Genomic DNA, 19,295 nt, shown 5'->3' on the forward strand with positions numbered 1-19,295 from the left:
GGCGGTGGTTCTTGCAGGCGTTCAGGCGCCCAGTTCGCGTACCAGCGAGTCGCGGGTGATCTCGCTGATCGACTTGGCACCGGTCAGCACCATGGCCACGCGCATTTCCTTTTCGAACAGCTCAAGCAGGTTTTTCACGCCGGCCTGGCCATGCACGGCAAGGGCATAGAGGAAGGCGCGGCCGATCAGGACGGTGTCGGCACCCAGGGCGATCATGCGCACCACGTCCAGGCCACTGCGAATGCCCGAGTCGGCCAGGATCTTCAGGTCGCCTTTGACCGCGTCGGCAATGGCCGGCAGGGCACGGGCGCTGGACAGCACGCCGTCGAGCTGGCGGCCGCCGTGGTTGGACACCACGATACCGTCGGCACCGAACTTGACCGCATCGCGGGCGTCATCGGCATCGAGAATGCCCTTGATGATCATCGGGCCGTCCCAGAACTCGCGGATCCACTCCAGGTCCTTCCAGGAAATGGACGGGTCGAAGTTGTTGCCCAGCCAGCCGATGTAGTCGGCAAGGCCGGTGGGGTTGCCACGGTATTTGGAGATGTTGCCCAGGTCATGCGGGCGGCCCATCACGCCCACATCCCATGCCCACTCGGGGTGGGTCATGGCTTGCAGCACGCGGCGCAGCGGGCCGTTCTTGCCGCTCATGCCAGAGTGGGCGTCGCGGTAGCGGGCACCGGGTACGGGCATGTCCACGGTGAACACCAGGGTCTTGACGCCGGCAGCCTTGGCCCGCTCCAGGGCATTACGCATGAAGCCGCGGTCCTTGAGCACATACAGCTGGAACCACATTGGCCGGTTGATGGCGGGCGCCACTTCTTCGATCGGGCACACCGACACGGTCGACATGGTGAACGGGATGCCATGGGCGGCGGCCGCGCGTGCGGCCTGCACTTCGCCACGGCGGGCGTACATGCCGGTGAGGCCGACCGGGGCCAGGGCCACCGGCATGCTCAGGGTTTCGTCGAACAGCTTGGTTTCCAGGCTGAGCTCGGACATGTTGTTCAGCACGCGCTGGCGCAGGGCGATGCCGGCCAGGTCCGAGACGTTGTGGCGCAGGGTGTGCTCGGCGTAGGCGCCGCCGTCAGCGTAGTGGAACAGGAAGGGGGGCAGCTTGCGTTGGGCCGCGGCGCGATAGTCGGTAGAGGCAGAAATGATCATGGATTCTCGCAGCGTTGCTTGTGGGAGTGCCGGGCGCGCGACGGCGCCCGGCCCCTTTCACTTTAGTGATGAACCAGCATGCCGGTCAGCCAGTAAGCCTGGATCAGGGTGATCAGGCCGACGATGGTGGCGAAGAACAGGCTGTGCTTGACGGTGAAGCGGAACAGGTCGGATTCCTTGCCGACCAGGCCGGTAGCGGCGCAGGCCACGGCGATCGATTGCGGCGAGATCATCTTGCCGGTTACGCCGCCGCTGGTGTTGGCCGCCACCAGCAGGGTGTCGTTGACCCCGATCTGGTGCGCAGTGGTGGCCTGCAGCGAGCTGAACAGGGCGTTGGACGAGGTGTCCGAGCCGGTCAGGAACACGCCCAGCCAGCCGAGGAACGGCGAGAAGAACGGGAACGCGGCGCCGGTACCGGCCAGCACCAGGGCCATGGTCGAGGACATGCCCGAGTAGTTGGTGACGAAGGCAAAAGCCAACACCATGCCGATCGACAGAATTGGCCAGCGCAGTTCCCAGAAGGTTTCTTTGAAAGTGGTAAGACCAGTTTTGAAGTTGATCTTCAGCACCGCCATCGAGATCAGCGCCGAAAGGAAGATCGCGGTGCCGGTGGCGGAGATCGGGTCGAGCTTGAACACCGCCGGCATGGCGGTCGGCGCGGCAACGATCGGTGCGGTCTTGATCACCAGCTGGTCGAGGTGCGGGATGGCGAAGTTGAACACGAAGTTGTACATCGCGCCGCCCGGAGCGAAAGCCGCCTTGAACGGCTTCAGGGTCCAGATGGTGACCAGCACGGTGAGGATCAGGAACGGCGACCAGGCCTTGAAGATCTCGCCAAAGCTGTACGGGCTAGGCTGGCTGCCGCTTGGCTGCACAACGGCTGCGCCGACACTGCCTTTGGCCTCGCTGAACGCACGCTTGGGCTGCCAGACTTTCAGGAACAGGGTGAGGCAGATCAGGCTGGCCAGTGCCGAGGTGATGTCTGGCAGTTCCGGGCCGATGAAGTTCGAGGTGAAGTACTGGGTGACGGCAAAGCTCAGGCCGGCGACCAGGGCGGCAGGCCAGGTTTCCTTCACGCCACGCAGGCCGTCCATCATGAACACCAGCCAGAACGGCACGAACAGCGACAGCAGCGGCAGCTGGCGGCCGGTCATGGCGCCGATGTGGAAGGCGTCGATACCGGTGACCTGGCCGGCCACGATGATCGGGATGCCCAAGGCGCCGAAGGCCACTGGCGCGGTGTTGGCGATCAGGCACAGGCCGGCAGCGTACAGCGGGTTGAAGCCCAGGCCCACCAGCAGTGCGGCCGTGATGGCCACCGGTGCGCCAAAGCCTGCCGCACCTTCGAGGAAGGCGCCGAAGCAGAAGCCGATCAGCAGCACTTGCAGGCGCTGGTCGTCGGTAATCGACAGCACCGAGCTGCGGATCACTTCGAACTGGCCGCTCTTGACCGTGAGTTTGTACAGGAACACCGCGGCAACGATGATCCAGGCAATTGGCCAGAGGCCATAGAGGAAGCCGTAACCTGCGGCGGCGAGGGCCATGTCGACAGGCATCTGGAAGGCGAAGATCGCCACCAGGATCGACAGCGCGAGGGTGATGCTGCCCGCTACGTGGCCCTTGAGGCGGAACACGGCGAGGGCCAGGAAGAAGAACACGATAGGGATGACCGCCGCCAGTGCGGACAGGCCAAGACTACCAAGCGGGCTATAGAGTTGTTGCCAGGTTTGCATATGGGGTGGCCCCTAATTGTTGTTGGTCAGGCACTGGCATTGGATAATTGGTAAGACCAATTTACAATGGCTGGACGCTAGGTTAAAAGCGCTGCCGTGGGTGTGTCAATTTGTCCCGTGCAAAACTTTGGTCGCGTGCCGATGAGCGGGCGTCTGATGTGCTCGGAAAATCGCGGCTTGATGGGTGTTTGCGTGGCCTGGATCGGCGAGAATAGGCACCCCCTGAAATTTGCCGGGGGTTTGTGGAGAGCATGTGATGGTTTTTGATCAGGTACGCCAACGGCGCCTGTCCGACGACATTGTCGATCGGCTGGAAGGGATGATTCTGGAAGGCACGCTGACCTCGGGGCAGCGGCTGCCGGCCGAGCGCGTCCTGGCCGAGCAGTTTGGTGTGTCCCGCCCGTCACTGCGTGAGGCGATCCAGAAGCTGGTGGCCAAGGGGCTGCTGGTCAGCCGTCAGGGCGGGGGCAATTTTGTGGCGGAGTCGTTGGGGTCCACCTTCAGCGACCCGTTGCTGCAGTTGCTCGAGCACAGTGCCGAAGCGCAGCGTGACCTGCTCGAGTTCCGCCATACCCTGGAGGCGTCCTGCGCCTATTACGCTGCCCAGCGTGCCACCGAGCCGGACCGGGCACGGTTGAAGGCGGCCTTCGATACGCTGCAGGACTGCTATGCCAGGGTCGATGAGGTGACCCGTGCGGAGGAGGGCGCGGCTGATGCGCGCTTCCACCTGGCGATCGCCGAGGCCAGCCATAACGCGGTGTTGCTGCACACCATCCGGGGTTTGTTCGACCTGCTCAAACGCAACGTGGTGACCAACATCGGGGGCATGTACCAGCAGCGCACCGAAACCCGGGACATGCTGATCAGTCAGCACCGGGAACTGTACCTGGCGATTGTCGAGGGCAGGGCGGAAGATGCGCGAGAGGTGTCCAGCCGGCACATTTTGTATGTGCAGGAGGTGCTGCATGAGGCGCACGAAGAAGCGCAGCGGGTGGCACGGGCGGAGCGGCGCAGCGGGCGCTGAGAGCGCGTTTTTGTGCTGTAACGCGGGGCCTGTGAGAGCGGCCTTGCGTCGCGAAAGGGTCGCAGAGCGGCCCCAGGATCGGCGTCGATGCGCAGATTGCTGGGGCTGCTTCGCAGTCCTTTCGCGACACAAGGCCGCTCCCATAGCGGCCAGGCAGGCTGGTTACTCTTCCTTGCCCTTGTTCCGCACAGCCCGCTGCAGCTCGCGGTTGGAATCGCGTTCGCGCATGGTGTCGCGCTTGTCGAATTCCTTCTTGCCCTTGCCCAGTGCGATTTCGCACTTGATCAGGTGCTTGCTCCAGTACAGCGCCAAAGCCACACAGGTGTAGCCTTTTTGCGCCACAGCCGCTTCCACGCGCTCGAGCTCGCGCTTGTTCAGCAGCAGCTTGCGGGTGCGTGTAGGGTCGGCGATGACGTGGGTGCTGGCCGTGGTCAGCGGGGTGATGTGGCTGCCGAACAGCCAGGCCTCACCGTCCTTGAGCAGCACGTAGCTGTCAGTCAGGTGCGCCTTGCCGGCTCGCAGGCTTTTTACTTCCCAGCCGGACAGGACCAGCCCGGCCTCGAACTTGTGTTCGATGAAGTAATCGTGTCGCGCTTTCTTGTTTTGCGCGATGGTCCCGGTCGGATGTTTTTTTTGCTTAGCCATAGGGGCGGCATTATAGGCAAGTCCGCGCGTCGTCCGCTATGGGATTTCGGTGTGCTTGAGCCACTGGAATGAATACCGGACAATACAAACCCTGTCATACGCACAGAACCTGTTTTCGGCACGCTGCGAAGCGCCGCCACCCAGCCTTGGAAGTGACGCCTGGATGACTACCCATATTCAACGCTCCGCCCTGCTGCCATACCCCGCCCAGGCGCTTTACGATCTGGTCAACGATGTGGCCAGCTACCCTGAGTTTTTGCCGTGGTGCTCGGCCTCGACGGTGATCGAAACCAGCGATACACACATGCGTGCCAAGCTCGAAGTGGCCAAGGGGGGCATGAGCCAGCACTTCGTGACGCGTAACGTGCTGGTGCCGGGGCAGTCCATCGAGATGAACCTCGAAGAAGGGCCATTCACCCAGCTGCATGGTGTTTGGGTGTTCAAGCCGCTGGGTGAAAAAGCCTGCAAGATCAGCCTGGACCTGTCCTTCGATTACGCCGGGCCGATTGTGCGCGCCACGTTGGGCCCGCTATTCAATCAGGCGGCGAATACGCTGGTCGATGCGTTCTGCCAGCGTGCCAAGCAATTGAATGCCTGACGTATAAGGCGCAAACAAAAAGCCCGGACCAGGTCCGGGCTTTTTTGCATCTGCTGTTCCCGCTTAGCGGGTTTCCAGCGGTGCCGGGGTCGGGACCGGGGTGGTCTCGATGGTGTCGATCTCGCGCTGGATGGACTCTTCGGTCGAACCAGGCTTGGCCGGTTTTTCTACAGGTTGCGCTGCCGGCTGTTCGGCCTGGCCTGGCTCGGTGGCCGGGCTGACGGTGGTGTCGCTGCTGCCACCGAGGATTTCCTGATCGCGGCTGACGCCTGGCATGAAGTCGCCAGACAGGCTGACCAGTTGATCGCTTTCGTTGAAAAATACACTCATGCGTTCTTGCTGGCGCTTACCGCCACCAGGCTGCAGGCTGTACAGGTAATCCCAACGATTGGTGTTGAAAGTGTCCTGAATCAGCGGGTTGCCCATGATAAACCTTACTTGCCGGCGGGTCATTCCCGGGCGTAATTGGTCTATCATGTCTTGCGTGACGACATTGCCCTGCTGGATGTCGATTTTGTAAACCCCGGGAAACGAGCAACCGGCGAGTGCGAGCAGTCCCACTAGGGTGAGGCTGGTTAGCAAGAGCTTGGTGTTTTGCATCGGTGGGCGACTTCCACTATCTTGGCTGGACAACGTAAACCCCGATCATACCCGTATTAAGAGAAGCTGCGAAGCAGCATCGGCGAGAAAGCTGACCATGGTTGAAAATAGCGAATTGCGCAAAGCCGGCCTCAAGGTGACCCTGCCTCGAGTCAAGATCCTTCAGATGCTCGACTCTACCGAGCAGCGTCACATGAGTGCAGAGGATGTCTACAAGGCGCTGATGGAGGCTGGCGAGGATGTAGGCCTGGCCACCGTCTATCGCGTGCTGACCCAGTTCGAGGCGGCGGGTCTGGTGGTTCGCCACAACTTCGACGGCGGTCATGCAGTGTTCGAGCTGGCTGATGGCGGTCACCACGACCACATGGTGAACGTGGATACCAGTGAAGTCATCGAATTCATGGACGCCGAAATCGAGAAGCGCCAGCGCGAAATCGTGGCCGAGCATGGCTTCGAGCTGGTGGACCACAATCTGGTCCTGTACGTGCGTAAGAAGAAGTAACGATTTTTCGTTATGGATAGCAAAGGCGACCTTCGGGTCGCCTTTGTGCTTTATAGCCGGGCTAGAAAGAGTGTGAGATTCCTGTGGGAGCGGCCTTGCGTCGCGAAAGGGCTGCCGGGCAGCCCCAGCGATAGGTGGGTTGAAGCTGAAATCCTGGGGCCGCTTTGCGACCCTTTCGCGACGCAAGGCCGCTCCCACAGGGTGGACTGCCCCCCAAAAGTTGGACAGTTTTAAGCTGCAGCCTGAGCCCTGTACTCCACAGGGCTCAGGCCATTGAGCCTCAGCTTGATGCGATCATGGTTGTAGTAGTGAATGTACTCATCCAGACCCGCTCTCAGCTCATCAATGCTCTCGAAACGCTTCAGGTAGAAAAACTCAGACTTGAGCGTGCCGAAGAAGCTTTCCATGGCCGCGTTGTCCAGGCAATTGCCTTTTCGAGACATGCTCTGCTTTACCCCACATTCGCTTAGCTTACGGCGGTATTGCGCCTGCTGGTAATGCCATCCCTGATCCGAATGCAGCACGAGCTTCGGTTTCTCTCCCAGGCAATCGAGCGCTTTGCCAAGCATGTTCCCAACCAGGCTATAGCACGGGCGGCTGGCCATTTCGTAGGCCACGATTTCGCCGTTGTACAAATCCATCACGGGCGACAGATAGAGCTTCTGTTGAGCTACTTTGAACTCGGTTACGTCAGTCACCCACTTTTGGTTTGGGCGTTGAGCGATAAAATTTCGCTCCAGTACATTCGCTGCCACTTTACCGACGGTACCTCGATAGGAGCGATATTTCTTGGGGCGCACTACTGATTTCAATCCCTGCTCAGCCATCAGCCGTTCAATGACCTTCTTGTTCACCCGCTTTTCCTTCCTGATTACGAGTGCGATACGGCGATAACCATAAAGCCCTTTCTGCTCGTGGTAGACGCGATGCACCAATGCCTTGAGCTCAGCATGCCGGTCTGGCTTCTGCTGAGCTTTGAGCTGGTAGTAGAAGGTGCTGCGCGCCAGCTCGACCAACTGAAGGAGGTCAGGCAAAGGAAACCTGCGCTTGAGTTTGGAAACGATCAGGACTTTTTCCCGCGTGTTCGTTCCTTTTCCTCGCGCAGAGCCTTGAGCTCCTTTAGGACAGCATTCTCCATGCGCAGGTACTCAAGTTCAGCCATCAGCTGATCTCGAGACTTCTGATCATCATTGGTATCGGTGGGTTTGGCAGGCTTGATCTTCTTCGACACGTCGATTGGCTTTCTTGGCTTGATGGCAGTAGAGGGTGCAGGACTGCCACTGTAGTACTGCCGCTGCCAAATGCCTATCTGAGAGGACTGCCCAAGACCAAAGTGGGCAGCGGTCTGGCGCAGCGAAAGCCGATGCTCGTGCATATAGCTAAGCACCTGCTGTTTGAAATCACTGGTATAGCGCCGCCCATGCGAGCCTGGACCAATGCCATTATTGGCCTGATAACTGGCCACCCAGCGTCGAAGCAGGCTGAAATCGATACCTAAGTGTTGAGCCACCTTTCGGAAACCGTTGCTGCCATCCAGGTAGGCTGTGATCGCTGTGAGCTTGAATTGCTCGGTGTACTTACCCATAGATCCCCCAAGGGTTGGATTAGTGTCCAACTTCTTGGGGGCAGTCCAAGGATCGCGCCAGCTTTTAGAAATTGAGCAAGACAGTTGCTCCCACATTGACCGCGTCTGCCGGGTAGGGCCTCAGGCCTTGCCGCTCACCACCATCTTGCGTGCATGGGCCAGGGATTCCTTGGTCAGGTCGATCCCGCCGAGCATCCGCGCCACTTCTTCCACGCGCTCACGCTTGCCCAGGCTAGCCACGGCGGTGTGGGTGGTGTCGCTGTTGCGCACCTTGTGCACGAACAAATGGTGATGCCCCTGCGCCGCCACCTGCGGCAGGTGGGTCACGGTCAGTACCTGGCCGCGCTCGCCCAGGCGCCGCAGCAGTTGGCCGACGATTTCTGCCGTTGGCCCGCCAATACCCACGTCGACTTCGTCGAACACCAGGGTAGGAATGCGCGAGGTCTGCGCGGTAATGACCTGGATCGCCAGGCTGATACGTGACAGTTCACCGCCCGACGCCACCTTCGCCAGTGCCTTGAGCGGCTGGCCAGGGTTGGCACTGACCAGCAGTTCGATCTGCTCCAGGCCATGGGGTGACAGTTCGGCGCCTTCGTTCGCTGTCAGTTCGATGCAGAAGCGCCCGCCAGGCATGCCCAGGCGCTGGATTTCCTGCTCCACCGCGCCCGCCAGCTGCTGCGCCGCTTGCTGGCGCAGGCCGCTGAGTTCGCGCGCCTTCTCTTTATAGTGCTGGGCGTAGGCGGCAAGCTCTTCGCCCAGCCGCTCGATCGACTCGTCACTGGCGTTAAGGCCTTCCAGCTCCTCCATCAGTTGCTGTTGCAGGTGGGGCAGCTCGGTGGGATGCACCCGGTGTTTGCGCGCCAGGGTGTAGATGGTGTCCAGGCGCTCTTCCAGGGCTTGCAGGCGCATCGGGTCGGCGTCGAAGTTGTCGAGGAAGCGGTTGAGTTCGCCCACGGCTTCCTCGACCTGAATCTGCGCGCTGGCGATCAGGTTGGCCGCTTCGTTCAGTGCCTTGGGCGAGTTGGTGGCGGCACCCAGGCGGTTGAGGCTGGAGGTGAGGGCGCTCAGCACATTGCCCGAATCGCTCTCGCTGCACTGGTCGATGACCTGGCGGCAGATGCCGAACAGGGCTTCGGCGCTGGTCAGGTTCTTGTGTTCCTGCTCCAACTGCTCCAGTTCGTGCTCGCCCAGGCCGAGGTTGTCCAGTTCTTCCAGTTGGTAACTGAGCAACTGGTGGCGGGCGCGCTGCTCGTCGCCCGAGTTGGACAGGCGCTCCAGCTCCAGGCGGGTCTGGTTCCAGCGCTTGGCTGCAAGCTGTACCTGGCGGGCCAGGTCGACGGCGCCGGCATACTCGTCAAGCAGGCGGCGGTGGGTGTCGGTCTTGAGCAGGGACTGGTGCTCGTGCTGGCTGTGGATATCGATCAGCAGTTCGCCCAGCGCCTTGAGGTCGCCGAGCGGGCAGGGCGTGCCGTTGATGTAACCGCGGCTGCGGCCTTCGGCGGTGATCACCCGGCGCAAGATGCACAGGCCTTCGTTGTCCAGGTCGCGCTCGGCCAGCCAGGTGTGCGCTTCGGGAATGTCCACCAGGTCGAAGGTGGCCAGGATGTCTGCCTTGTCGGTGCCGGGGCGCACCACGCCGCTGTCGGCACGGTCGCCCAGGGCAAGGCCGAGGGCGTCGAGCATGATCGATTTGCCGGCACCGGTCTCGCCGGTGATGACGGACATGCCACGGGCGATTTCGAGGTCGAGGTGCTCGACGATGGCGTAGTTGTGAATGGACAGGTGCACCAGCATGGGGGCGGCTCCCGGAAATCAGGTCTGGTTATTTATACAGTACTTTTTTCAGGCCTGCCAATGCCCCTTCGCAGATTCTGTTGCAGCCTTGAAAACCACCTTGCCCCTTGAACCTGGTTTTTCCGGCCCCATATAGCCGACATCCAAGGCGAGCCTGGCTCGCAGTCCACAAAATTGCGCAGGAGAGACCCCATGGCTGATGAGCAGCTGAACGAGAAAGACCTTAACGTGGAAGAAACCGGTGCAGGCAATGCAGCTGATACCCGTGTTCTGGAGCTCGAGGAACAGCTGGCCGCAGCCAAGGACCAGGCGCTGCGCGCCGTTGCCGACCTGCAGAACGTACGCCGTCGTGCCGAGCAGGATGTGGAGAAAGCCCACAAGTTCGCCCTGGAGAAGTTCTCCAGCGACCTGCTGCCGGTGATCGACAGCCTGGAACTGGCCCTGGCTCACTCCAGTGCCGACGATGAGCACGTCAAGCAAATCCGCGAAGGGGTCGAGCTGACCCTGAAGATGTTCCAGGACACCCTCAAGCGCTACAACCTTGAAGCTGTCGACCCGCACGGCCAGCCGTTCAACCCTGAGCACCACCAGGCCATGGCCATGCAGGAAAACGCCGAGGTCGAGCCAAACAGCGTGCTGAACGTGTTCCAGAAGGGTTACCTGCTGAACGGCCGCCTGCTGCGCCCCGCCATGGTGGTGGTCAGCAAGGCGCCGAGCGCGGCGCAACCCTCGATCAATGAAAAGGCTTGAAATCCTTCGGGGCATCCCCATCTAGGTGTCAAGCCTTCAAGTATTACCGCAGTTGGCCAAAGTAGTCGCTGCTACCAAATTCAAGTTTCGGGAGAGTTAACATGGGCAAAATCATCGGTATCGACCTGGGGACCACCAACTCGTGCGTCTCCATTCTGGAAAACGGTAACGTCAAAGTCATCGAAAACGCCGAAGGTGCGCGTACTACCCCTTCGATCGTGGCATACGCCAACGATGGCGAAATCCTGGTTGGCCAGTCGGCCAAGCGCCAGGCAGTCACCAACCCGCACAACACTCTGTTCGCAGTGAAGCGCCTGATTGGCCGCCGCTTCGAAGAAGATGTCGTGCAGAAAGACATCAAGCTGGTGCCATACAAGATCGTCAAGGCGAACAACGGTGACGCCTGGGTCGAGGCTGCTGGCAAGGAAATGGCTCCGCCGCAGATCAGCGCCGAAGTCCTGAAGAAAATGAAGAAGACCGCCGAAGACTACCTCGGCGAGCCAGTCACCGAAGCGGTCATCACCGTTCCGGCCTACTTCAACGACAGCCAGCGTCAGGCGACCAAAGACGCCGGCCGCATCGCTGGCCTGGACGTAAAACGCATCATCAACGAGCCGACTGCCGCTGCACTGGCGTATGGCATGGACAAGGCCAAGGGCGACCACACCGTCATCGTTTATGACCTGGGTGGTGGTACCTTCGACGTTTCGGTCATCGAAATCGCCGAAGTCGACGGTGAGCACCAGTTCGAAGTACTGGCTACCAACGGCGACACCTTCCTGGGTGGCGAAGACTTCGACATGCGCCTGATCGACTACCTTGTCGACGAGTTCAAGAAAGAGTCGGGCATGGACCTGAAGAACGATCCTCTGGCCCTGCAGCGCCTGAAAGAAGCCGCAGAAAAAGCCAAGATCGAGCTGTCGTCCGCTCAGTCGACCGACGTCAACCTGCCGTACATCACTGCAGATGCCACCGGTCCTAAGCACCTGAACGTGAAGATCTCCCGCGCCAAGCTGGAGTCGCTGGTCGAAGACCTGGTCAAGCGTACCATCGAGCCTTGCCGCATCGCCCTGAAAGACGCCGGCATCGACGCCAGCAAGATCGACGACGTGATCCTGGTCGGCGGTCAGACCCGCATGCCGCTGGTGCAGAAAGAAGTGGCCGACTTCTTCGGTAAAGAAGCGCGCAAGGACGTCAACCCGGACGAAGCCGTCGCCATGGGTGCTGCCATCCAGGGTGCGGTACTGGCCGGTGACGTAAAAGACGTACTGCTGCTGGACGTCAGCCCGCTGACCCTGGGTATCGAAACCATGGGCGGCGTGATGACCGCGCTGATCGAGAAGAACACCACCATCCCGACCAAGAAGTCGCAGGTGTTCTCGACTGCCGACGACAACCAGGGCGCCGTGACCATTCACGTGCTGCAAGGTGAGCGTAAGCAGGCTGCGCAGAACAAGTCGCTGGGCAAGTTCGACCTGGCTGACATTCCGCCAGCACCGCGTGGCGTTCCGCAAATCGAAGTAACCTTCGACATCGACGCCAACGGCATCCTGCACGTAGGTGCGAAAGACAAGGCCACCGGCAAGACTCAGTCGATCGTGATCAAGGCCAACTCCGGCCTGTCGGACGAAGAGATCGAGCGCATGGTGCGTGACGCCGAGGCCAACGCCGAGGAAGACCGCAAGTTCGAAGAGCTGGCTGCTGCCCGTAACCAGGGTGACGCGCTGGTGCACTCGACCCGCAAGATGGTCGCTGACGCAGGTGACAAGGTTACCGCTGAAGAGAAAACCGCCATCGAGGCCGCCGTTGTTGCCCTGGAAGCCGCTGTCAAAGGCGACGACAAGGCTGCCATCGACGCCAAGGTTGAAGAGCTGTCCAAGGTCTCTGCCCCGGTTGCCCAGAAGATGTACGCCGAGCAGTCGGCTGAACAGCCTCAGGGTGGCGCGCAGCAGGCCGAGCCGGAAGCCAAGCACGATGACGTGGTTGACGCCGAGTTCGAAGAAGTGAAAGACAACAACAAGCAGTAATCCCTGCATGTTGTCGGCCGGTTCACCGTCGTTTGCCGGTGAGCTGGTAGGATGTCGCCGCGCGGGGGCTTGCTCCCGCGTTGGCGTATCTGGAATTCGAGAATTTTTACAGCATCTGTCAGCGGCTCTTAATGGGTAGCAGGCGGGTGCTGATGGCGTGGCGCAGATGCCACACGCCCAACAAGGTGCAAATGACCTATGTCCAAGCGTGATTATTATGAGGTCCTGGGTGTCGAGCGCGGCGCCACTGAAGCGGACCTCAAGAAGGCTTACCGCCGTTTGGCGATGAAATATCACCCGGACCGCAACCCGGGCGATAAAGAATCGGAAGACAAGTTCAAGGAGGCCAACGAGGCCTACGAAGTGCTGTCAGACGCGAGCAAGCGTGCGGCCTTCGACCAGTATGGCCATGCGGGTGTCGACCCAAGCATGGGTGGCGGTGGTGCCGGCTTTGGTGGTGCCAATTTCTCCGATATCTTCGGCGATGTGTTCAGCGATTTCTTCGGCGGCGGCCGCGGTGGTGGTCGAGGCGGTGCTCAGCGCGGTAGCGACCTGCGCTACACCCTGGAGCTGAACCTGGAAGAAGCGGTGCGTGGCACCACGGTCAGCATCCGCGTGCCTACCCTGGTCAACTGCCAGCCTTGCGACGGTTCCGGTGCCAAGAAGGGCTCGACCCCGTCGACCTGCCCGACCTGCGGTGGTATCGGCCAGGTGCGCATGCAGCAAGGCTTCTTCTCGGTGCAGCAAACCTGCCCGCGCTGCCATGGCCAAGGCAAGATCATTACCGACCCGTGCACTTCGTGCCACGGTGAAGGTCGTGTCGAGGAATACAAGACGCTGTCGGTCAAGGTGCCGGCAGGTGTCGATACCGGCGACCGCATCCGTCTGTCGGGTGAGGGCGAGGCCGGTACTCATGGTGGCCCGACTGGCGACCTGTACGTGGTGATCAGCGTGCGTGAGCACGAGATTTTCCAGCGTGATGGCAAGCATTTGTACTGTGAAGTGCCGATCAGCTACACCGATGCTGCCCTGGGCGGCGAGCTGGAAGTGCCGACCCTGGATGGTCGCGTGAAGCTGAAGATTCCGGAAGGCACCCAGACTGGTAAGCAGTTCCGTCTGCGTGGCAAGGGTGTTGCCCCGGTGCGTGGTGGTGGTGCGGGTGACCTGCTGTGCCGTGTGGCCGTAGAAACCCCGGTCAATCTCAGTCGCCGTCAGCGTGAGCTGCTCGAAGAGCTGCGTGATTCGCTGGAAGGTGACAGTTCCCACTCGCCCAAGGCCAGCGGCTGGTTCGATGGTGTGAAGCGCTTCTTCGGCGATCTCTGACAAGGAACAGGTTATGCGACGTATTGCAGTGATGGGCGCGGCGGGGCGGATGGGCAAAACCCTCATCGAAGCCGTGCAACAAACCCCGGGCGCGGGGCTGACTGCGGCGATCGATCGCCCAGACAGCTCGTTGGTCGGGGCTGATGCCGGAGAGCTGGCGGCACTTGGCCGAATTGGCGTGCTGTTGTCCGACGACCTGGCCAAGGTTGCCGACGAGTTCGATGTGCTGATCGATTTCACTCACCCCTCGGTGACCCTGAAAAACCTGGCGTTCTGCCGCAAGCACGGCAAGGCGATGATCATCGGCACGACCGGTTTTACAGTCGAAGAGAAGCAGTTGTTGGCTGAGGCTGGCAAGGACATTCCAATCGTGTTCGCCGCCAACTTCAGCGTGGGGGTCAACCTTAGCCTCAAGCTGCTGGATATGGCTGCGCGGGTGCTGGGTGATGATGTCGATATCGAAATCATCGAGGCGCACCATCGGCACAAGGTCGATGCGCCGTCGGGTACTGCACTGCGCATGGGTGAAGTGGTTGCCAATGCGCTGGGCCGTGATCTGCAGGAAGTGGCCGTGTATGGTCGTGAAGGGCAGACCGGTGCGCGCGATCGCAAGACCATCGGTTTCGCTACCGTGCGTGCCGGCGATGTGGTGGGCGATCACACCGTGTTGTTCGCTGCTGAAGGCGAGCGCCTGGAAATCACCCACAAGGCCTCCAGCCGCATGACCTTCGCCAAGGGTGCTGTACGTGCGGCGCTGTGGCTGGATGGGCGCGAGCCGGGGCTGTACGACATGCAGGATGTGCTTGAACTGCGTTAAGCCGTTCTATCGGCAGTGGCTTCTTCGCGGGCAAGCTCGCGAAGAAGCCACTGCCGATGTCAGTCTGTCGCAATCATGTGTTTTAGAGACACATCCACGGTAGACCGAAAACACACTTTTCTGTAAGCTACAGCTTTAGTGTGTCCACTAAAAGCGCGCAGCGAATTGAATTCAGCACATGAAAGCGGGGTGACGTGTCCATACGTCACTCCGCTTTTTTGCAACCTGCGATCGCCCTTTCATGCTTGATTTACGGGAGGTCTTCTTGACAAAGCCAGCCATACTCGCCCTTGCCGACGGCAGTATTTTCCGCGGTGAAGCCATCGGTGCCGACGGTCAGACCGTTGGTGAGGTGGTATTCAACACCGCTATGACCGGCTACCAGGAAATCCTTACAGACCCTTCCTACGCGCAGCAAATCGTTACCCTGACCTACCCGCACATCGGCAACACCGGTACTACCCCGGAAGACGCCGAGTCGAACCGCGTCTGGTCCGCTGGCCTGGTCATCCGTGACCTGCCGCTGCTGGCCAGCAACTGGCGTAACACCCAGTCGCTGCCTGAGTACCTCAAGGCTAACAACGTCGTTGCCATTGCCGGCATCGACACCCGTCGCCTGACCCGTATCCTGCGTGAAAAGGGCGCCCAGAACGGCTGCATTCTGGCGGGTGACAACATCAGCGAAGAAGCGGCCATCGCCGCTGCCCGTGGCTTCCCGGGCCTGAAGGGCATGGACCTGGCCAAGGTCGTCTCCACCAAGGAACGTTACGAGTGGCGCTCCAGTGTGTGGGAGCTGAAAACCGACAGCCACCCGACCATCGACGCTGCCGACCTGCCGTACCATGTGGTTGCCTTCGACTATGGCGTCAAGCTGAACATCCTGCGCATGCTGGTGGCCCGCGGCTGCCGCGTGACCGTGGTGCCAGCCCAGACCCCGGCCAGCGAAGTGCTGGCACTCAACCCGGACGGCGTGTTCCTGTCCAACGGCCCGGGTGACCCTGAGCCGTGCGACTACGCGATCCAGGCGATCAAGGAAATCCTCGAAACCGAGATCCCGGTATTCGGCATCTGCCTCGGCCACCAGCTGCTGGCCCTGGCTTCCGGCGCCAAGACCGTGAAAATGGGCCACGGCCACCACGGTGCCAACCACCCGGTCCAGGACCTGGATACCGGTGTGGTCATGATCACCAGCCAGAACCACGGCTTCGCCGTTGACGAGGCGACCCTGCCGGGTAACGTTCGCGCCATTCACAAGTCGCTGTTCGACGGCACCCTGCAGGGTATCGAGCGTACCGACAAGAGCGCGTTCAGCTTCCAGGGCCACCCTGAAGCGAGCCCGGGCCCGACCGACGTCGCGCCTCTGTTCGATCGTTTCACCGATGCCATGGCCAAGCGCCGCTGAGCATCCTGCTTCAAGGCCCCGGGCCGGCACCTGCCGCGCCCGGCAGCGCCTGACCCAGATTGTTCAAAGCGGCTTGCCGACTGACCCCGGATTTGAGTGACCACCATGCCAAAACGTACAGACATCAAAAGCATCCTGATTCTCGGCGCTGGCCCGATCGTGATCGGCCAGGCCTGCGAATTCGACTACTCCGGCGCGCAGGCCTGTAAAGCCCTGCGCGAGGAAGGTTTCCGCGTCATCCTGGTGAACTCCAACCCAGCCACCATCATGACCGACCCGGCCATGGCCGACGCCACCTACATCGAGCCGATCAAGTGGCAATCGGTGGCCAAGATCATCGAGAAAGAGCGCCCGGACGCCGTCCTGCCGACCATGGGTGGCCAGACCGCCCTGAACTGCGCCCTGGACCTGGAGCGCCACGGCGTTCTGGAAAAGTTCGGCGTAGAGATGATCGGTGCCAACGCTGACACCATCGACAAGGCCGAAGACCGCTCGCGCTTCGACAAGGCCATGAAGGACATCGGCCTGGAGTGCCCGCGCTCCGGTATCGCCCACAGCATGGAAGAGGCCAATGCGGTCCTCGAGAAGCTCGGCTTCCCATGCATCATTCGCCCGTCGTTCACCATGGGCGGCACCGGCGGCGGTATCGCTTACAACCGTGAAGAGTTCGAGGAAATCTGCACCCGTGGTCTGGACCTGTCGCCGACCAAAGAGCTGCTGATCGACGAATCGCTGATCGGCTGGAAGGAATACGAGATGGAGGTGGTCCGCGACAAGAAGGACAACTGCATCATCGTCTGCTCGATCGAGAACTTCGACCCGATGGGTGTGCACACCGGTGACTCGATCACTGTTGCCCCGGCACAGACCCTGACCGACAAGGAATACCAGATCATGCGCAACGCCTCGCTGGCGGTGCTGCGTGAAATCGGTGTGGAAACCGGCGGCTCCAACGTCCAGTTCGGCATTTGCCCGAACACCGGCCGCATGGTCGTCATCGAGATGAACCCGCGCGTATCGCGTTCGTCCGCCCTGGCCTCCAAGGCCACCGGCTTCCCGATCGCCAAGATCGCCGCCAAGCTGGCCATTGGTTACACCCTCGACGAGCTGCAGAACGACATCACTGGCGGTCGCACCCCTGCGTCCTTCGAGCCGTCGATCGACTACGTCGTCACCAAGCTGCCACGCTTCGCCTTCGAGAAATTCCCGAAAGCCGACGCCCGCCTGACCACCCAGATGAAATCCGTGGGTGAAGTCATGGCCATCGGCCGTACTTTCCAGGAATCCCTGCAGAAAGCCCTGCGCGGCCTGGAAGTCGGCGCCTGCGGCCTCGACCCGAAAGTCGACCTGGCCAGCCCAGAAGCCGCCAGCATCCTCAAGCGCGAACTGACCGTGCCGGGTGCCGAGCGTATCTGGTACGTGGCTGACGCCATGCGTTCGGGCATGACCTGCGAAGAAATCTTCAATCTGACCGGCATCGACATGTGGTTCCTGGTGCAGATGGAAGACCTGATTAAGGAAGAAGAGAAGGTCAAGACCCTGGCCCTGTCGGCAATCGACAAGGACTACATGCTGCGCCTCAAGCGCAAGGGCTTCTCGGACCAGCGTCTGGCAGTACTGCTGGGCATCACCGACAAGAACCTGCGTCGCCACCGCCACAAGCTGGAAGTGTTCCCGGTGTACAAGCGCGTCGACACCTGCGCCGCCGAGTTCGCCACCGACACCGCCTACCTGTACTCCACCTACGAGGAAGAGTGCGAGGCCAACCCGTCGACCCGCGACAAGATCATGATCCTGGGTGGCGGCCCGAACCGTATCGGCCAAGGTATCGAGTTCGACTACTGCTGCGTACACGCCGCCCTGGCGCTGCGTGACGACGGTTACGAGACCATCATGGTCAACTGCAACCCGGAAACCGTCTCCACCGACTACGACACTTCCGACCGCCTGTACTTCGAGCCGCTGACCCTGGAAGACGTGCTGGAAGTCTGCCGCGTCGAGAAGCCGAAGGGCGTGATCGTTCACTACGGCGGCCAGACCCCGCTGAAGCTGGCCCGCGCTCTGGAAGAAGCTGGCGTTCCGATCATCGGTACCAGCCCTGACGCCATCGACCGCGCCGAAGACCGTGAGCGCTTCCAGCAGATGGTTCAGCGCCTGAACCTGCTGCAGCCGCCAAACGCCACCGTGCGCAGCGAAGAAGAGGCTATCCGTGCTGCGGGCAGCATCGGCTACCCGCTGGTCGTGCGTCCGTCCTACGTACTGGGCGGCCGTGCCATGGAGATCGTCTACGAGCTGGACGAGCTCAAGCGCTACCTGCGTGAAGCGGTACAAGTGTCGAACGACAGCCCGGTACTGCTCGACCACTTCCTCAACTGCGCCATCGAGATGGACGTGGATGCGGTGTGCGACGGCACCGACGTGGTCATCGGCGCGATCATGCAGCACATCGAGCAGGCCGGCGTACACTCCGGCGACTCGGCGTGCTCGCTGCCACCTTACTCGCTGAGCAAGGAAGTGCAGGACGAAGTCCGCGTTCAGGTCAAGAAAATGGCGCTGGAGCTGGGCGTGGTCGGCCTGATGAACGTGCAGCTGGCCCTGCAGGGCGACAAGATCTACGTGATCGAAGTCAACCCGCGTGCCTCGCGTACCGTACCGTTCGTGTCCAAGTGCATCGGCACGTCCCTGGCGATGATCGCGGCCCGCGTCATGGCGGGTAAAACCCTGAAAGAGCTGGGCTTCACCCAGGAAATCATCCCGAACTTCTACAGCGTGAAGGAAGCCGTCTTCCCGTTCGCCAAGTTCCCAGGGGTTGACCCGATCCTCGGCCCTGAGATGAAATCGACCGGTGAAGTCATGGGTGTCGGTGACAGCTTCGGTGAAGCCTTCGCCAAAGCCCAGATGGGTGCCAGCGAAGTGCTGCCGACGGGCGGTACCGCGTTCATCAGCGTACGCGACGACGACAAGCCACAAGTGGCCGGCGTTGCCCGCGACCTGATCGCCCTGGGCTTCGAAGTGGTTGCCACTGCCGGCACCGCCAAGGTTATCGAGGCGGCAGGCCTGAAAGTGCGCCGTGTGAACAAAGTGACCGAAGGTCGCCCTCATGTGGTCGACATGATCAAGAACGACGAAGTGTCGCTGATCATCAATACCACCGAAGGTCGCCAGTCGATCGCCGACTCCTACTCGATTCGTCGCAATGCGCTGCAGCACAAGATTTACTGCACCACTACCATTGCGGCTGGTGAAGCCATCTGCGAAGCGCTGAAATTCGGTCCGGAAAAGACCGTTCGTCGCTTGCAGGATCTGCATGCAGGACTGAAAGCATGAG

General features: G+C 61.1%; 15 protein-coding genes. 9 read left to right on the forward strand and 6 right to left on the reverse strand.

What is annotated here, in order from left to right; translation table 11 throughout:
• Positions 1-21: 21 nt before the first annotated feature.
• Entirely contained in the window at positions 22-1,167 is a 1,146-nt protein-coding gene (lldD, locus tag AA098_RS04160; RefSeq protein ID WP_003249907.1) for an FMN-dependent L-lactate dehydrogenase LldD, read from the reverse strand.
• A gap of 62 nt (positions 1,168-1,229) precedes the next feature.
• The gene (locus AA098_RS04165) at positions 1,230-2,900 is read right to left on the reverse strand and encodes a lactate permease LctP family transporter (protein WP_003249910.1); all 1,671 of its coding nucleotides are present in this window, start codon (positions 2,898-2,900) and stop codon (positions 1,230-1,232) included.
• A 256-nt stretch (positions 2,901-3,156) separates the two neighbouring features.
• On the opposite strand from AA098_RS04165, the gene AA098_RS04170 reads away from it, so the two are divergent.
• The gene (locus AA098_RS04170) at positions 3,157-3,924 is read left to right on the forward strand and encodes an FCD domain-containing protein (RefSeq protein ID WP_003249911.1); all 768 of its coding nucleotides are present in this window, start codon (positions 3,157-3,159) and stop codon (positions 3,922-3,924) included.
• Positions 3,925-4,086: 162 nt separating this feature from the next.
• Here the strand turns inward: AA098_RS04170 and smpB are convergent, their stop codons facing one another.
• Entirely contained in the window at positions 4,087-4,569 is a 483-nt protein-coding gene (gene smpB / locus AA098_RS04175; RefSeq protein ID WP_003249914.1) for an SsrA-binding protein SmpB, read from the reverse strand.
• 163 nt (positions 4,570-4,732) lie between these two features.
• Here smpB and AA098_RS04180 point away from each other — a divergent pair, with 163 nt between their 5' ends.
• Positions 4,733-5,167, forward strand: coding sequence for a type II toxin-antitoxin system RatA family toxin (locus tag AA098_RS04180; RefSeq protein ID WP_003249916.1), 435 nt, complete (start codon positions 4,733-4,735; stop codon positions 5,165-5,167).
• 63 nt (positions 5,168-5,230) lie between these two features.
• On the opposite strand, the gene AA098_RS04185 is transcribed toward AA098_RS04180, so the two are convergent.
• Positions 5,231-5,767 (reverse strand): outer membrane protein assembly factor BamE, encoded by a 537-nt coding sequence (locus AA098_RS04185; RefSeq protein WP_003249918.1) that lies wholly within the window; start codon positions 5,765-5,767, stop codon positions 5,231-5,233.
• Positions 5,768-5,864: 97 nt separating this feature from the next.
• On the opposite strand from AA098_RS04185, the gene fur reads away from it, so the two are divergent.
• On the forward strand, positions 5,865-6,269 hold the full coding sequence (gene fur / locus AA098_RS04190) for a ferric iron uptake transcriptional regulator (RefSeq protein ID WP_003249922.1): 405 nt from the start codon (positions 5,865-5,867) through the stop codon (positions 6,267-6,269).
• A 230-nt stretch (positions 6,270-6,499) separates the two neighbouring features.
• Here the strand turns inward: fur and AA098_RS27980 are convergent.
• A protein-coding gene (locus AA098_RS27980) for an IS3 family transposase (RefSeq protein ID WP_085983016.1) occupies positions 6,500-7,854 on the reverse strand; the annotation gives its coding sequence in 2 pieces (ribosomal slippage) (positions 6,500-7,378 and positions 7,381-7,854; 1,353 coding nt in all).
• Positions 7,855-7,974: 120 nt separating this feature from the next.
• Positions 7,975-9,648: a DNA repair protein RecN gene (gene recN / locus AA098_RS04205; protein WP_003249924.1), complete on the reverse strand. Its 1,674-nt coding sequence runs from the start codon at positions 9,646-9,648 to the stop codon at positions 7,975-7,977.
• A gap of 192 nt (positions 9,649-9,840) precedes the next feature.
• Between recN and grpE the strand changes: the two genes are divergently transcribed.
• The 6 genes from grpE to carB all read left to right on the forward strand — a co-directional run bounded on the left by grpE (position 9,841) and on the right by carB (position 19,294).
• Positions 9,841-10,398: a nucleotide exchange factor GrpE gene (gene grpE, locus AA098_RS04210; protein ID WP_010955367.1), complete on the forward strand. Its 558-nt coding sequence runs from the start codon at positions 9,841-9,843 to the stop codon at positions 10,396-10,398.
• Positions 10,399-10,499: 101 nt separating this feature from the next.
• The gene (gene dnaK, locus AA098_RS04215) at positions 10,500-12,425 is read left to right on the forward strand and encodes a molecular chaperone DnaK (RefSeq protein ID WP_003249929.1); all 1,926 of its coding nucleotides are present in this window, start codon (positions 10,500-10,502) and stop codon (positions 12,423-12,425) included.
• Between the two features lie 198 nt (positions 12,426-12,623).
• Positions 12,624-13,748: a molecular chaperone DnaJ gene (dnaJ, locus tag AA098_RS04220; RefSeq protein WP_003249931.1), complete on the forward strand. Its 1,125-nt coding sequence runs from the start codon at positions 12,624-12,626 to the stop codon at positions 13,746-13,748.
• Between the two features lie 13 nt (positions 13,749-13,761).
• Positions 13,762-14,565: a 4-hydroxy-tetrahydrodipicolinate reductase gene (dapB, locus tag AA098_RS04225; RefSeq protein ID WP_003249933.1), complete on the forward strand. Its 804-nt coding sequence runs from the start codon at positions 13,762-13,764 to the stop codon at positions 14,563-14,565.
• 265 nt (positions 14,566-14,830) lie between these two features.
• Positions 14,831-15,967 (forward strand): glutamine-hydrolyzing carbamoyl-phosphate synthase small subunit, encoded by a 1,137-nt coding sequence (gene carA, locus AA098_RS04230; RefSeq protein WP_003249935.1) that lies wholly within the window; start codon positions 14,831-14,833, stop codon positions 15,965-15,967.
• 105 nt (positions 15,968-16,072) lie between these two features.
• Entirely contained in the window at positions 16,073-19,294 is a 3,222-nt protein-coding gene (carB, locus tag AA098_RS04235) for a carbamoyl-phosphate synthase large subunit (RefSeq protein WP_003249937.1), read from the forward strand.
• Position 19,295 lies beyond the last annotated feature (1 nt).

This window comes from Pseudomonas sp. JY-Q (genome assembly GCF_001655295.1).
Lineage (GTDB): Bacteria > Pseudomonadota > Gammaproteobacteria > Pseudomonadales > Pseudomonadaceae > Aquipseudomonas > Aquipseudomonas alloputida.

What these genes read in the sequence shown, in the direction of transcription:
- fur (WP_003249922.1), top strand. Translation starts at nt 5,865, where the DNA reads ATGGTTGAAAATAGCGAATTGCGCAAAGCCGGCCTCAAGGTGACCCTG.
- grpE (WP_010955367.1), top strand. Translation starts at nt 9,841, where the DNA reads ATGGCTGATGAGCAGCTGAACGAGAAAGACCTTAACGTGGAAGAAACC.
- smpB (WP_003249914.1), bottom strand. Translation starts at nt 4,569, where the DNA reads ATGGCTAAGCAAAAAAAACATCCGACCGGGACCATCGCGCAAAACAAG.
- AA098_RS04165 (WP_003249910.1), bottom strand. Translation starts at nt 2,900, where the DNA reads ATGCAAACCTGGCAACAACTCTATAGCCCGCTTGGTAGTCTTGGCCTG.
- dapB (WP_003249933.1), top strand. Translation starts at nt 13,762, where the DNA reads ATGCGACGTATTGCAGTGATGGGCGCGGCGGGGCGGATGGGCAAAACC.
- recN (WP_003249924.1), bottom strand. Translation starts at nt 9,648, where the DNA reads ATGCTGGTGCACCTGTCCATTCACAACTACGCCATCGTCGAGCACCTC.
- dnaK (WP_003249929.1), top strand. Translation starts at nt 10,500, where the DNA reads ATGGGCAAAATCATCGGTATCGACCTGGGGACCACCAACTCGTGCGTC.
- AA098_RS04170 (WP_003249911.1), top strand. Translation starts at nt 3,157, where the DNA reads ATGGTTTTTGATCAGGTACGCCAACGGCGCCTGTCCGACGACATTGTC.
- AA098_RS04180 (WP_003249916.1), top strand. Translation starts at nt 4,733, where the DNA reads ATGACTACCCATATTCAACGCTCCGCCCTGCTGCCATACCCCGCCCAG.
- lldD (WP_003249907.1), bottom strand. Translation starts at nt 1,167, where the DNA reads ATGATCATTTCTGCCTCTACCGACTATCGCGCCGCGGCCCAACGCAAG.
- dnaJ (WP_003249931.1), top strand. Translation starts at nt 12,624, where the DNA reads ATGTCCAAGCGTGATTATTATGAGGTCCTGGGTGTCGAGCGCGGCGCC.
- carB (WP_003249937.1), top strand. Translation starts at nt 16,073, where the DNA reads ATGCCAAAACGTACAGACATCAAAAGCATCCTGATTCTCGGCGCTGGC.
- AA098_RS04185 (WP_003249918.1), bottom strand. Translation starts at nt 5,767, where the DNA reads ATGCAAAACACCAAGCTCTTGCTAACCAGCCTCACCCTAGTGGGACTG.